This window comes from Chamaesiphon minutus PCC 6605, assembly GCF_000317145.1.
GTDB lineage: Bacteria > Cyanobacteriota > Cyanobacteriia > Cyanobacteriales > Chamaesiphonaceae > Chamaesiphon > Chamaesiphon minutus.
Map to the genome: position 1 here is coordinate 3,857,109 of NC_019697.1, position 15,374 is coordinate 3,872,482.

Annotated in this window: 7 protein-coding genes and 2 pseudogenes; 5 read left to right on the forward strand and 4 right to left on the reverse strand. The window is 47.3% G+C overall.

Going from position 1 to position 15,374, the window contains the following annotated elements:
* Positions 1–183 precede the first annotated feature (183 nt).
* From CHA6605_RS31775 to CHA6605_RS31780, 4 genes are all read left to right on the forward strand, one after another.
* Complete coding sequence (locus CHA6605_RS31775) at positions 184–891, forward strand: chemotaxis protein CheW (RefSeq protein ID WP_157260027.1); 708 nt, start codon at positions 184–186, stop codon at positions 889–891.
* 34 nt (positions 892–925) lie between these two features.
* Entirely contained in the window at positions 926–5,140 is a 4,215-nt protein-coding gene (locus tag CHA6605_RS17680) for a GAF domain-containing protein (RefSeq protein WP_015160776.1), read from the forward strand.
* A gap of 154 nt (positions 5,141–5,294) precedes the next feature.
* Complete coding sequence (locus tag CHA6605_RS17685) at positions 5,295–8,696, forward strand: hybrid sensor histidine kinase/response regulator (RefSeq protein ID WP_015160777.1); 3,402 nt, start codon at positions 5,295–5,297, stop codon at positions 8,694–8,696.
* A gap of 50 nt (positions 8,697–8,746) precedes the next feature.
* Positions 8,747–9,181: a hypothetical protein gene (locus CHA6605_RS31780; RefSeq protein ID WP_015160778.1), complete on the forward strand. Its 435-nt coding sequence runs from the start codon at positions 8,747–8,749 to the stop codon at positions 9,179–9,181.
* Positions 9,182–9,253: 72 nt separating this feature from the next.
* Here CHA6605_RS31780 and CHA6605_RS17695 read toward each other — a convergent pair.
* A pseudogene (locus CHA6605_RS17695) lies at positions 9,254–10,213 on the reverse strand (molecular chaperone HtpG); the annotation flags it as partial.
* Between the two features lie 78 nt (positions 10,214–10,291).
* Between CHA6605_RS17695 and CHA6605_RS17700 the strand changes: the two are divergent.
* Complete coding sequence (locus CHA6605_RS17700) at positions 10,292–11,617, forward strand: ISNCY family transposase (RefSeq protein WP_015158142.1); 1,326 nt, start codon at positions 10,292–10,294, stop codon at positions 11,615–11,617.
* Positions 11,618–11,636: 19 nt separating this feature from the next.
* Here CHA6605_RS17700 and htpG read toward each other — a convergent pair.
* The 3 genes and pseudogenes from htpG to CHA6605_RS17715 form a co-directional block, all read right to left on the reverse strand.
* Positions 11,637–12,677, reverse strand: a pseudogene (htpG, locus tag CHA6605_RS17705) (molecular chaperone HtpG); the annotation flags it as partial.
* Positions 12,678–12,932: 255 nt separating this feature from the next.
* Positions 12,933–13,832: a succinate--CoA ligase subunit alpha gene (locus tag CHA6605_RS17710; protein WP_015160779.1), complete on the reverse strand. Its 900-nt coding sequence runs from the start codon at positions 13,830–13,832 to the stop codon at positions 12,933–12,935.
* Between the two features lie 129 nt (positions 13,833–13,961).
* The gene (locus tag CHA6605_RS17715) at positions 13,962–15,071 is read right to left on the reverse strand and encodes an ATP-grasp domain-containing protein (RefSeq protein ID WP_015160780.1); all 1,110 of its coding nucleotides are present in this window, start codon (positions 15,069–15,071) and stop codon (positions 13,962–13,964) included.
* Between the last annotated feature and the right edge of the window lie 303 nt (positions 15,072–15,374).

Below are 15,374 nucleotides of genomic sequence, written 5' to 3' on the forward strand. Positions count from 1 at the left end.
TCTCCAGCAGTTATGGTGATAAGCAAGACTTATTGAAAGGGGGAAAGGGGAAAGGGGAAAGGGAAAAGGGGTTTTGATGGCACGCTCAATTGATGTTTAAGTAGACTATTTCCCCAAAATAGCAGGAGAGCCGAAATATCGATTAGGAAAGCATAAATTACGGTAATTGTTGAGGTAAATATATTGAACGTAGCCAGCGATAGTCAAATGCGTCGATCGCCATCAGTTGTTGAGTCCGCGCTGAAGCAGCAGCAATTTTTGAGATTTACGATTCAACCCGATCTCGTGGCTTTAATTGAGATCGATGCTCATACTCAGCAACGACGCAGCTCCCTTCGGGAAGGCTCCTCTTCGGAACGCTTTCCTTCGGAACGCTTCGCAAACGCGAACGCGAACGCACTTAAATCGGAGGAAACCTCCGATTTAAGTGCGTCAAGACCGCAACGCCAACAAGTTACCGAACTATTGAACATTCCACTGGATCGAGTGGTACCGATGCCCCATCTACCACCGACGGTAATGGGTGTTTACAATTGGCGGGGCGAAATCCTCTGGATTGTCGATTTGGCCAAATTATTAGGGCTGGACACTTCAGCTCGCACCGATCGGAGTCTCCAGCCGACAATCGTGTTAACAAGTATTACCGAGAGCGATCTAAGTCATGGATCTGGCGAAAATCGATCGGTAAGTACGATCGGCTTAGTCGTAGATGCCATTGCGGAGATCGAATGGCACTCGCTAGAGACGACTCATATTCGCGCACCGAACCACATCTATCCTGAATTATTACCGTGGTCGCGGGGGGTGTGGCAATCGGTAACGGGTGAAAATTTGCTGGTGTTGGATGGGCGATCGATCTTAGATCGAGCCGATTTTCATGCTGATGTCTAGATGAATTAAAACTATTTTTTATCGCCATAAACTGATGAATACGATCGACCGAGAAGAAGCCCAAACAACAACTAATACTGTCCCAGAAGAATCTAGTCTAGCGAAGCGAACAGCTAATGACGATGCCGACTCATTGGCTTGGATCGAGGAAGAACGTGCAGATCTGACTCAAATTCACGGCTCAGATGTCGCTAGTCGCCGGAGTGAGCCAGCACAGCAGCAGTCACGAACATTACAACAGCAAATCGTGCTGATGATTTTGTGCTCGGCGGTCATACCAGTTGGGTTGGGTGGATGGTTGGCTGTAAATAAGATCGCCATGCCTAACTCGTCCCCAGCCGAGGCACAGGCTGAGCACCCAGAAACACATTCAATTTATCAATGGGTGGAAATCCTGATTTTGCTGTCGATCGGGTTTATCAATTTGGGAATTGGGGTGTGGGCGAGTCGCCAATTGTCTAGTTCGATTAAGCAAGTCACCGCCAAACTTACCGAAGCCGCTAGCGGCAATCTCTCCGTCCGAGTCGAACCGGGGAATACTAATGAATTTCAAGAACTAGCCGATAGCTTCAACCAACTCGTTGCTAACTTTAATAACACTTTGCAACAGCAGCAATTGGCGGCAAAAGCTAACAAGTTATTTGGCAAAATCGCGCTCACCGCTCAGGAATCGGTCGATCGACTACAAGTTTACAATACTAGTGTCAATGGAGTGCGACATATCCTTAAGGCCGATCGAGTGTCGATCTATCGTTGCAACCCAGATAGCAGTGCAGTAGTAGTTGCCGAATCAGCAGCCGATGGCTATGCCATAGCACTCTCGACGCTAGTCGAACCCGTTTATTTTGCTGAATCACCAGAAGAGTGGGCGCGATACCAGCAAGGTAAAAACTCGATAATTGAAGACTACAATCAGCTCCAACTGAGTACGAAGCAACGGAAGTTTGTCGCCAAAATGCAGCTCAAATCGACGATCGTCGTGCCGATTTTAGGAGGTAACGAACTCACTGGATTACTGGCGATCCATCAATGTAGTCACTTGCGGGAGTGGCAATCTTGGGAAGTAGCTTTTTGTGCCCAAACAGCCCAACGTTTGAGTTTAGCCATCGACCAGATTAGCACTTGGAATCTTCAAGCACTAGAATTGCGCCGCACGAACATGTTGTCGCAGGCACTACAAGTCAACGATCTGAGCGAATCCACTGGGCTGCTAGAAGAAGCATTAGAGTTAGTGCGTCAGGAGTTCGATCTCGATCGCGTGTTGGCGATTGGCTTGAGTGCGCCACAATCGAGCCAAATTGTCGCCATGGCAGTAGATCCAAGCTATGTGCCGTCGGATGAAACAATGTTAGAGCAATATTTACAGTATGAGATCGATCGCGATTGTGAAGATGACTTACCAGATCGCATTTCTAATATTTACAATCTCAACGAACAAGGCGGACTCAAAGCCGATGATATCGCTTTGCTCGAACGGCTCCAGATCCGCGCGCGATTGGTGACGCCGATCTTATTTGAAGATCGAGTCTTGGGATCGCTCGTCGGACATATGTGCGCCGAAGACCACAAATGGACTAAAGCCGAGACTGACAAATTTACCACTGTTGCCGATCGAATTGGCTTAGTGCTCAATCGCCGCAAGTCGATCGCCCAGCGCGCTGCAAAGCTGGCACAGCAGAATTTACTCTCCGAAATCTCGATCCAACTGCGGCAGTCACTCGATCGCGATCTGATTATCGCGATGGCTCTAGCAAATATTCAGCAGACATTCGAACTCGATCGAGCGGTGTTTTTGACTCTCAATGACAGTTGGGAAACGACGATCGTGGCCGAATCGCTCGCCCCCGATCAACCATCGATTTTGGGGCAGACGATCGACGATACTTGTCTGCAAAAAACTCACGGTGCAGGCTACGAAAGAGGACGGATTACGGCGATCGATGATATCTATCAAGCAGGTTTGACAGATTGTCACATTCAAATGCTCGAACGCTTGCAAGTCCGCTCGAATTTGGTCTTGCCCGTTATTATCAATAACAAATTATTTGGCTTGATTATCGGGCATATGTGTGATGCGCCGCGCATTTGGGAGTCAGATACGATTGAGGTACTCGGCCAAATTGCCGATCAAATTAGTTTGGTACTCAATCAGGCGCAACTATTTGCCCAACGCGAAAATGATGCGCGCAGATCGCAGATTATTTCCAATTTTACGCTGCAATTACGTCAATCGCTCAGACGCCAAGATATTTTGACTACTGCTGTCGAACTCGTGCGCTATGCACTAGATCTCGATCGAGCGGTTATTTTCGAGCTGGATGCCAACTATAACGGGAAAATTACTGCCGAATCAGTCGCAGAGGGCAAGCTGTCGATTCTCAACGAACGAATCGAAGATTGTTGTATTAAAGATGCGGGTTACCAGCACGGTAAAATCACTTCCTTTCCCGATATCTATCAAGCTGGGTTGACAGATTGTCACATTCAGATGTTAGAAAGTCTGCAAGTCCGCGCGAATTTGGTCGTACCGATTACGATCGACAGTCACTTATTTGGCTTATTGATCGGGCACGAATGTCAACAACCGCGCGCATGGCAACCAGAAGAAATTAATTTATTCAATCAATTAGCGACCCAATTGGCTTTAGCACTCAATCAGGCATCGCTGATCGAGGAACGCGAAGCCGCTGCCAAACAATCGCAGTTAGTCTCGGAAATTACGCTCAAACTACGGCAATCGATCGACGAAACCGAAATTCTCAACATCGCTTTACCAGAGATTCGCACGGCATTAGGACTCGATCGGGCAAGCATGTTGGTAGTAGATAGTAACGGTCAAGGTGAAGGGACGATCGTCGCCGAATCGGTGGCAGCGGACGAATTTTCGATCCTTGGTGCCACGATTTCAGCCGACCATATGTTTGAGATTTTGGGTAAAGGTTATGCAGAAGGTTCGTTCATTCAGCTTGACAGTCTCGAAACAACGGACTTTAGTCCCGAGCTAATTGCTAATTTAGCCCAAATCCACATCAAATCGATCGTCACTACCCCGATTATCGTCAACAACAAATTCTTTGGACTATTTAGCGGCACTATGTGTCGGCTGCCGCGTCAGTGGCAGCAATCGGAAATCGATCTCCTGCTCCAACTGGCGGCTCAAGTTGGGGTCGCACTCAATCAAGGGCAGCTAGTCCGCCAATTGGAGATTGCCAATTTCCAACAAGCTGGATATGCCGCCAGCCAAGAAGCGGCTAGACAATTACTGCAAAAGAATGCTTGGGATCTGCTGATCCAAGTCGATCGGATCAGTCAAGGAGATTTGACAATTCGCGCTCATGTCACCGAAGACGAGATCGGCACGATCGCCGACTCATACAACTCTACTGTCGAGAGTTTGCGGGGACTGGTTGGGAAAGTGCGTAACGTCTCGCAGCAAGTGGTCAGCACCACTAATATCAACGAAATTTCTGTTGCCGAACTGTCGATCGAGGCATTACAGCAATCTGAAGATATCAGTCTGGCCCTGCGTCGCCTCCAAGATATGGCTGGCTCGATCGAACTAGTCGTGAATAACGCTCTGATCGCCGAGTCTGCCGTAATGGAATCGGCGCAGTTAGTCAAAGCTGGCGATGCTGCCATGAATTCTGCGGTAGAGGGGATTTTAACGATTCGCAACACAGTAGCCGAAACTGCTAAAAAAGTCAAGCGACTGGGCGAATCTTCTCAAAAAATCTCTAAAGTCGTCAACCTGATTAGTAGTTTTGCCGCGCAAACTAACTTGCTTGCACTCAATGCCAGTATTGAGGCCGCTCGTGCGGGTGAAGAAGGTCGCGGCTTTGCGGTAGTTGCCGAAGAAGTGCGCTCGCTGGCGCGCCAATCTGCCGCAGCTACAGGGGAAATCGAGAATCTCGTCGCCAGCATTCAGGCACAGACGAGCGAAGTAGTCACCGCCATGGAAGCAGGTACCGAACAAGTAGTCATCGGTACCAAACTAGTCGATGAAACCCGCTTGAGCCTCGATCGGATTACGGCGATCGGTACCAAAATCGGCGAACTAGTCGAATCGATCGCCCAAGCCGCACTGCTCCAATCCGAAAATTCACTGCAAGTGACTCAAAGTATCGATCGCGTCGCCGATATCTCCCACAAAACCTCACTGCGCGCCGATAACGTCCAAGCCTCCTTCCTAGAGCTACTCACCCTCGCTCAGGAATTACAAAAAAATGTCGGTCAGTTCAAGATTGAGTAAGGGAGTTAGGCTTTAGGCTTTAGGCTCGCTCGCTCATAGCATCTATTAATACTCCCGTGCTGTATATTCCTCATCCTCAATTCATCTTCTCTTCTCTAGTCTCTAAAGCCTCACACCTAAAACCTAAAGCCTAACACCTAAAGCCTAAAGCCTTATGTACATCGAGCCTGACTTACGAGATCGAGTTTATCAACTGTTCAGCTTGGAAGTGCCCAAAATGTTGCAGACGATTGAAACAGAGCTAGTAACGCTGAGTATCGATCGTAGTGCCAAAAAGGTCAATGCGTTGCTGCGGGCAGCGCATTCGATCAAGGGTGGAGCGGCTAGTTTGGGCTTGGAGGCAATCTCCGACCTAGCACATCAAGTCGAAGATATTTTTCGGGTACTCAATCATCCCGAATTACCATTCGATCGCAATTTAGAGCTACTATTATTTCAACTTTATGATGGTTTAGAACGACTAGTCACTGCCGAAATTAATGGCACGACTTTAGCCGCCGAATTCTCTACCCAGATCCAGATTATCCTGGCCGATTTGGACGATGAGATCGGTCACTTTGTAATTGCCGGACAACAATTACCCGCGGATCGGCTCAGCAGTGGCGTCGATCTGACCCAATCGATTTTTGAAGTAGACGTCGCCCAAAGTTTAGCTAGACTCGAACGCGTCCTCCTAGACCCCGAATGCGATGCCATTGTCGTCGGCGAGTTTCGCGCCCAAGCCGAAGTATTTACAGGAATTGCCACACTCACCGATACGCCTGGATTTGGGGCGATCGCCCATGCCACTATTAGTGCTTTAGATCGTCATCCGGATCGCGCCCGCGAAATTTGTTGTTTTGCGTTAGTAGACTTTTATAAAACCCTCGATGCCGTGCTGATTGCCGATTCAGCGGGCGAACGGCTGCGCCAACGAGCTGACTGTAAGACGATCTCTCCTGGCTTTGCATTTTTGATTGCCGAGCCACCACGCGCGACACAACCTAACGTCACAATGTCCGCTCTGGAGACGTTACTGGACGAGCCGCCATCTCTAGCTGTAGACTCATTCGATCTCGAAGAGATTTTCGATAGAATAGATGAAGAATTCGATTTAATCTTCGATCCTGAAGATCGTCAATGGTACGCGGGACATTTGGGCGTGGAGATAATCGCCGATCTTGCCGAGACGATCGATGCGATCGATCGCCATATTCAGCCGCTCGATAAGTTCGCACCGATTTTATCTGAAGCTGCTGAGGGTGAATTTGCTACGATTGTTGCCGACAGATCTACTTCCCACGCAACATTAGAGAGCATCGATCGCTTGAATCTGAGCTTTGACTTGGTAGATATTTTCGATCTGCCGCCGAGTGCTGCGGCAAGCTATGCCACAGTCGAGACGCTGCCTATACCCACCCAGACATTCGATCCCGAACTCGATGAGGCAGTCGATCTGAACTTTGACTTAGTAGATATTTTCGATCTCCCTGCCATCCCTGATTTATTACCGATCGCCCATCGCGCCGAAATTGGGTTATTAGTAGCCGAGATTACCAATAATTTCGATCGATTACCACCGATCGAGCCATCGACATTTACAGCCACGTCTAAAATTCTCAAGCCGCGCCGGGTCAAAAAAGCGCGGAAAGTTATTCCCGCCACTGCGCCCCAATTGTCGATCAGAGTCGCGCTCGATCGCTTGGAGCGAATGAATAATCTCATGGGCGAAATCGCGATCGAACGACATGGATTAGCTCTTTACAACGAACAGTGCCAGGAGACCTTGGGGCTGCTGCGCTCGAAATGTGAAAATTTCCACACCATTGGCGACAGGCTGCGGCAGATTGCCGACACGTTGGTTATTTCGACTCAACTCCCTCCCGCGACTGCCGCAGCACAGTCCGAACTACGACTCGATCTAGCTTTGAGCCAACAATTCGATGCTTTGGAACTAGACCGTTATAGCGAACTCCATGATATTTCTCAAGCCACCATCGAGCAAATAGCTCAAATTGAAGAGCAGATCGAAGATTTGTCGCTATTTGGCGATCGCTCTTACCGTCAGATCGATCGCCAAAAACAACTGCTATCCTATCTGCGGGACGAGCTGATGTGGGCGCGGATGTTGCCCTTGGGTGAAATTCTCAATCGGTTTCCCCGCACCCTGCACGATTTGTCGATCGAATTTAATAAGCCCGTCGATCTCAAAATTACTGGAGCTGGGGTGTTAGTCGATCGGGTAGCGATCGACAAATTGCTAGATCCGCTGGTGCATTTACTCCGCAATGCTTTCGACCACGGGATCGACTCTGCCGCCACTCGTCAAGTGATGGGCAAACCAGAGCGCGGCACGATCGAAATTACCGCCTACCATCAAGGCAGTCAAACCGTCATCGAGATCGCCGATGACGGTCGCGGCATCGATCTCGATGCGATCGCGGCTAAGGGGATCGCCCTCAACCTTCTGACTGAGGCAGAGGCACGACAGGCAAGCGAAGAACGGCTCCTCGATTTATTATTTACTCCTGGCTTTTCTACAGCCGAGCGCGTTACTAAATTGTCGGGACGGGGAATGGGTTTGGATATTGTCAAAGAGCAAATTCAAGCAATTAAAGGGACGATCGAGATCGAGTCCCAGGTAGGTATAGGCACTACATTTATCCTGCGGATTCCACTCACGTTAACGATCGCACAATTGATGGTGTGCCAAGTCGGTAATGCTGTCTATGCTTTTCCGGCTGATAGTATCCAAAAAATTGTCATCCCACTACCGGAGCAGTTGACGCAGAACGATTCCGGACAAATATTTCATTGGCGCAATCTCACGATCCCGATTTATCATCTTATCGAGCTACTTCCCTATTCGGTGCCGATCTCCGAGCGCACCATTTCTCATACCCTCAAAAGTAGTGCCAGTAACCCTCCAGACTGGCTACCACCACTATTACTAATTCGCCGTGGCGATCGACTCGTCGGACTCCAAATCGATCGATTGATTACCGAGCAAGAATTAACAATCGTCCCATTTGGTAAGGCAATTAGACCGCCTAGCTACAGCTATGGCTGCACGATTCTAGGCGATGGCGTCATCTTACCAGTACTCGATCCACACACGATCGTGCAGGTATTGGTAGAAAGACCGCGTTGTCCAGTTTTACCCAATCTCCCGCCACCAGTCTCAATCGCGAGTAGGGCGATCCTGGTCATCGATGACTCAGTGACTACCCGTCAGAGTCTGTGTCTATCGCTAGAAAAATATGGCTATCGCACTTTTCAAGCCAAGGATGGACAAGAAGGACTCGAGCTGCTCCGTCAGAAAACTAGTGAGATTAAATTAGTTGTTTGCGATGTCGAAATGCCCAATCTGAACGGCTTTGAATTTCTTAATATCTATCGCCAAGATCCCGCCTTAACTTCAATTCCGGTAGTAATGCTCACTTCTCGCAGTAATAATAAACACCGTCAATTTGCTACTCATTTGGGTGCCGTTGACTACTTCATCAAGCCTTATCTCGAACAAGATTTTATGATGGCGATCGAGAAGATAATTGACGAGCGGGATTTAAAGATTTAAGGATTAGGCACTCATTACCCATCCACCCATCCACCCATCCACCCACCCCTATGGTTGCCAATACTCTTTCAAATAAATGGTTGGAAAGTACCCAGCAAGTTACCCCCAAGATCGAACTGATTGTTTTTGATATCGGTGAAGTGAGTTTTGGAATTCCGATTACCAAAATCAATCGCGTGATTAGTAGTATTTTTATCGGTGAAGATTTTAGTTTGACTCAGGATGTGGAGATTCTCGATCTACACCATCGCCTGAGTGGAGTCTCACTATCGACACCAAATGCAATCGTCATTTTCACGGGCGAACGACAACAGCTATTTGGAATTCCGATCGATTCAGTCCCGACGATCGTCTGCGTTCCGCTCGATCGCGTTCGGACTCTCCCCTACGAACTTCGCCACAACAGCTCGATCGGGATTGCCAGTCATGTAGCGGTAGTGTCCGATTCAGAACGAGACTTAACTGTATTTATTTTGGCTGTTTGAGTAAGATTCTATTTATGTACATGCGTTTCTCTAATGGTAGGCAAAATGCCCACCATATAGATTGCGATACTTTTATCTTTCGGTTAACTTTGTCAACACCTGATTGGAACGCTCCACAAATGCGTTCATTCCATCGGCATTTACTCCTTTTTGAGCCATCAAAGCTAAATCGTAGATGTGGTGACAGACGAGATTTACTAAATCTTGATTCGGCGAAGTTCCCTCCGTTCCCACGATCGATCCTTTGTTAATATTTGCCAAGTTCTGAATCAGTGGATGCGCGGTATTGACTACCAGAATATGCTCCTCTGGAAACTCAACAGCTTGTTGCTGCATCATCGCACTCATTTCTCGCATCCGCCGCATGAATTCGGGTAATAATACCATCGCAGGTGGTGTCGATTGGCTATTATCACCTTTGAGTGATTCGGTACGGATCGTAACTTTGGGTTTATTTAGTGCGGTAGTAAAGATTTCTTGAATCTGTTCGCTGCGAGTTTTGTTGGTATTGGGATCGATGATTTCGGGCGCGTCATCCGCTTGAATCAGACTACTATCTAATTCGGCATCTACCCGCGAGAATTTGATATCGCTATGTTCGCGTTCGAGGAAGCTGACAAAGTGCGTATCGATAAACGAATCGAGGAACAAGACTTCTAAACCCTGACTCTTATGGAGTTGGATATATGGTGCTTGACTGGCTTCGTCTGTGGCGTAAAAAACGCGATTTTCGTACTTAGGTTCGGTTTCACCTTCCGTTGTGGCTGGTGCCGATTTAGCGTGACGCTCTTTGTTGCGCTCTAAGTATTCATTCAGAGTCGTATAAGGCAAACTCGGCGTCGCAGATTTCCAAGCATCATCGCCTTCCTCCGTACCTTCAGCGGCGGCTGGAGGAGCGGTAAAGGTGGTGCGATAGATGATAATGTCTTCAATTTGCTTTTTGAATTTATCATCGTTCAGACAACCAAATTTGATAAAGGTGCTTAAGTCTTCCCAACCTTTGGTATAAGCCTCGCGATCGTCGTGATAGAGTCAGCAATTCCAAATTCAGATTTTGACAACTTGGTAGGGTGAGCAGGAGAATAGAGAGACTTCAAAAAGAGAAGCAGAATGGAGCCAATGAAGCTGAGTTTTGGGGTATTGATAGTCTATCTGAACCGAGCAATTCTTCAGATGAAAGATCCGCGCCTTGCCAGCAATGGCACTAAATACACCATCAGAGATGCTGTGTTGGGAGCATTTTCGATGTTTTTCATGCAAAGCGAATCCTTTTTAGAACATCAGCGGCACATGAATAGCAATCAGGGCAAAAGCAATGCTCAGACACTGTTTGGCATGATTAAAATCCCAACAGTGCCGCAAATTCGGAATATCCTGGATGAAATTTCAGCCACAGCACTATTTGGAGTATTCAATCACGTCTATCAGTCTTTAAGACGAGAAGGTCACTTGAAACCGTTTGAATATCTCGGTGGATTACTAGTTGCGCTGGATGGAACTCAGTATTTTGACTCGCACAAACTCAACTGTAAATGCTGTTCGAGCCGTACCCACAAAAATGGCACAGTAACTTACTTCCACAGTGCCATTTTGCCTGTAATAGTTGCGCCTGGGCAATCTCAAGTAATTTCCTTAGCTCCGGAATTCATCACACCTCAAGATGGTCACCAGAAGCAGGACTGCGAAGTGGCAGCAGCTAAACGATGGCTCAAAACTCATGCCCCAGAATTCCAAGGACAAGCAATCACTCTACTCGGAGATGACCTCTACAGTCACCAACCAATGTGTGAACAGGTGATAGCGTCGGGAATGAACTTTATCTTTACCTGTTTAGAAACGTCTCATACTGCTGTTTATGATTGGTTGAAATACTTGGATGGTATTGGCGAGGTGAAAAAGCTAGAAGTGAAACAGTGGAACAGCAATTCAAGCGAATTATATAGCTATCAATATGTGAATGGAATTCCTCTAAGGGACTCCCAGCCAGCAATGAAGGTCAATTGGTGTAAACTAATCCATACCCGCCAATCAGATGGAGAAATATTATATGAAAATTCATTTATTACCCGCCATGAATTAAACGAACAGAGCGTACCTCTGGTTGCTGCGGCTGGTCGATGTCGTTGGAAGACCGAAAATGAAAATCATAATGTGCTCAAAACAAAGGGATATCATCTGGAGCATAACTTTGGGCATGGTCAGCAGCATTTAGCTGCTTGTTTATTGACGCTGAACCTGTTGGCATTCCTTTTTCACACTGTTTTGCATTTAACAGATCTTGCATATGGACAGATTCGTCTCAAGCGTGTTACTCGTAAAGGCTTTTTTCAAGATATCCTCAGTCTTACCAAATATTTACTCTTTGAGAGTTGGCCTTCTTTGATTGATTTCATGCTTTACGGCTCGGCTTCCACTCTGGTCGCCAACTCTTCCTAGATTTTTGAATTTGGAATTGCTGGTGATAGAGTTCTTTGAGTCTGTCGCCGACTTTTTTGGAGATATAATCGGAGATCCGCCGCACTGTTCGATCGCTAGTTAAAGCACTCCGCGAAACATTCAGTGGGATATCGGTACTATCGATAACACCTCGCAATGGTAACAAGAATTTGGGAATCACTTCATCGCAGCGATCGCTCACAAATACCTGATTGCAAAATAGTTTAGCCTGTCCCTTGGTCAAATCTAAATCTGGGCGTAACTTGGGAAAATACAGAATTCCATTGAGCGCGAATGGATAGTCGGTATTCAGATGTACCCAAAGCAAGGGATCTTCTTCAAACGGATATAAATAACGATAGAATTCGAGATAATCTTCTTTAGTTAAATTCTGTGGCGATTCTTTCCAAGGTGCTTTTTGTTTGTTAATAACTTCGCCGTCGAGCGAGATCGCCACTGGCATGAAATCACAATAAGTTTTGACTAATTGCTTGATTCGCGCTGGTTCTAAATATTCAGCTTCCTCATCTTGCAGCGTCAGCGTAATTGTCGTACCGCGCTCCGTGCGGCTAGATTCGCTAATCTCAAAGCTAGGCGAACCATCGCAAGACCAGTGTACTGGCGTCGAGCCATCCCGACAAGAGAGCGTATCGATTTCCACCAGACTCGCCACCATGAACGAGGAATAGAAACCTAAACCAAAGTGCCCGATAATCTGTTGGTCGCTATTTTTCTGATACTTTTCGATGAATTCTTCCGCACTCGAAAAAGCAACTTGGTTGATATATTTTTTGACTTCATCCAAACTCATCCCGATCCCATTATCGGAGATCGACAGCGTTTTCTTGTCCTTGTCGATCGAAATTTGAATGGCTGGCTCGCCGATTTCACCGCTAAACTCACCCGCAAACGACACCATCTTGAGTTTACCAATGGCATCGACACCATTGGAAATCAGTTCGCGTAAGAAAATTTCATGGTCGGTATACAGAGATTTCTTGATAATCGGAAAGATATTCTCGGTATGGATGGTAATGTTACCTTGTTCTAGCACTGTCATAAGGCTATCCGCGATCGCTACTTATATTTTGTTACCAGCATTGTATGGCGATCGGGTGTGTGTAGCTTTTCGGGATTTCCGTACCTGGGAGTAGAGGGTAGAGAGTAGTTATGGGTTGAGTAGAATGTAACGAAACCCAACTACACCAATTACTCGAACAAAATCTGCTGGAGTCAAATCACACAAATCGCTACCCCACGAGGTAGGAGTAGTTAGAGTTGAGATCGCACAGCAGCCATCCACATATCTACCCATCTACACCCTACCGACTAACTTCTTAATCAAATGCGGAATCTGCCCGATCTTTTTGGCGACAGGAATTTTGGCTCGCTTATAAGTCTCCAGCCGTTGTTGAATCGTATCGGAATGATAGATCGGTTTCGAGAGAGTATGACTTAAGACGATCGCGGCATCGGTGAGCGGGTGCGGCGTACTAGCATGAATCCCCGCGAGATAAGCCACTACAGGTTTACCCTGTTGAGAGAGCAGATAAGCCGCCGTAGCTGCTTCGGAATCCCAGCAAATATCGCCCACAAGCACGATCGATTCGGTTAAGGGATCGGATTGCAGCCATTCTAGCCACAGGCGACAGGAGGAGCCAACCAGCGGATCGCTACCGATATGGATGACGATCGATTGACCTAAATTAGCTTGATTTAATTCGCTGGCAATTTCGGCAGTTAAACTCTGATTGCGACTGATAATCGCCACTCTACCAGGACTGAATAATTGCGGTTGGTAAATGCCCAGTAATAATCGATCGGGAATTATTATTCCCGCACTTCCAGAACCGAGAATCAAGGTATTGGTAATCCGCGCCTGACGCAACAGCCGAATCATATCTAGTGGCGGTACGCCTCTGGCAATGACGATCGATTGCGGAATCCCAGCGGCAATAGCTTCGAGTGCGGCATCTAATACTTGATAAGCAGGTACAAAAATCAAACTAGTTTCGATCGGCCCTAGCACGGATTGCGCTTGTGCGACCAAATCGAAAACTGGCAGATCTCCAAGCTGTTGTCCGCCTTTTCCAGCACTAACAACACCTACGATCTTAGTACCATAGGTTTGCATTCGCCCTATTGCCGCCAGTGCTAAGGGGTTATCCACTCCTTGAATTAGGACGCGGCTATCTAGTTGCAGATCGATCGTCATTGAGGGAATAGGGGGAGGGGAGAGTGGGAGCGAGACAAGACACAGGGGGAGAGGGGGAGACAGGGACTGTAGGAACGCAGTTCCAAAACCTAAAACCTAAAGCCTAAAGCCTAAAACCTAAAGCCTAAATCACTGTTTAGCCAGCTTCAAAGTCTGTGCGATCGCGCGATCGAAATTAGTGACCAGTTTAATAGATAATGGCAGGAATCCTGCGAGTCGATCGAGGTCTGGTTCTAATACTCGCCAGATAATCGTCATGTGGGGATCGCGTGCCAGATATTGCATCACTTGTTGGCAACTATCGATCTCACTACCGACAAAATTTACCAGTAAAACATCGATAGACGGCGATTCGGCTCCCTCGCTACCGCTATTGACATTCACGCCAATGCGATCGAGTGCGATCTGGATTTCTTCAGTACAGGCGGGATCGACGACGATACATTGAGCCACTTGACCCCCACCTTGGGCGATACCATCTAACATGGCTAGGGCTAAACCATTGCCACTACACAGAATGCCGATATTTCCGACTTCATTAAATAGCGGCGATAAAGTACCCAAACGATTGCGCGCGACATCTACCATCTGCCAGGGTTGAAGATTTGGATGTCTGCCGACAGCATGATGGTTGACACTAATTTTGCCATCTAATGCCATCACCGCACCATCTCGATCGACCCCCAAAGGATTGATTTCGACCAAATCTAAATCTTGCGATCGCATCAAAAGGTACATCTTCTCGATAATCTCACTCACTGCCAACATGATTTCGCCTTTAAGTCCCATTTTCAACGCGAGCTGACGCGCGTAAAAAGAGGAAAACTCTTCATATACGACTACCTGATGAATGCGATCGAGAATGGTATTAACGTTCATCCCGCCATCTGTCGAGCCGAGCAATACCGGACGACAGGCTAATCTGTCGATCACGATCGCCAGATAAAACTCCTGACTGGTATTATATTTCGCCTCTGCTAACAGCACATTGGGATATTCCCCCAAAATTGGCAAATTGAAGATCGTCCGGGCTGCCGCGATCGCATCAATGGTATTCTCGACAAATCTAATCCCCCCAGCTTTGCCCCGATTGCCAACGCTAACTTGCGATTTTAATACTACCGGATAAGGAATCCGCAATGCCTTAAGATCCCCCGGTCGATCGATCCGCTGGGATGGCAATACCGGAATGCCGACATCTCGGAACAATTCTTTAGCTTGGTACTCTAATAAATCCATGCAGTCGAATAGGGGTAGATGAGTGGGTGGGTGAATGCTAGGGTTTAGAGTTTATGTAACAATGTAGCATCTTTATTGATACCTTATCATTGCGAAAATTGCTAGGAATTTTAACTGACAAACGAAGTCTAATTTATCATTTCAGTACCCTTAGTCCCGATTTCAATACATTTTACTACTTCCGACTCTTTACTAGGGACAACGTACTCTCTATTTTGGCTGGCGCGATCCGGTCCTGCTCTGGCAATCTGCTCCTCGGATGGAATGCAATGCCTATGACAGCCTTCTGAGCCAGAAATTCCA

Bases quoted from the DNA above. Each gene is read 5' to 3' on its own strand.
- CHA6605_RS17680 (WP_015160776.1), top strand. From the start codon at position 926: ATGAATACGATCGACCGAGAAGAAGCCCAAACAACAACTAATACTGTC.
- CHA6605_RS17710 (WP_015160779.1), bottom strand. From the start codon at position 13,832: ATGACGATCGATCTGCAACTAGATAGCCGCGTCCTAATTCAAGGAGTG.
- CHA6605_RS17715 (WP_015160780.1), bottom strand. From the start codon at position 15,071: ATGGATTTATTAGAGTACCAAGCTAAAGAATTGTTCCGAGATGTCGGC.
- CHA6605_RS17685 (WP_015160777.1), top strand. From the start codon at position 5,295: ATGTACATCGAGCCTGACTTACGAGATCGAGTTTATCAACTGTTCAGC.
- CHA6605_RS17700 (WP_015158142.1), top strand. From the start codon at position 10,292: ATGGAGCCAATGAAGCTGAGTTTTGGGGTATTGATAGTCTATCTGAAC.
- CHA6605_RS31780 (WP_015160778.1), top strand. From the start codon at position 8,747: ATGGTTGCCAATACTCTTTCAAATAAATGGTTGGAAAGTACCCAGCAA.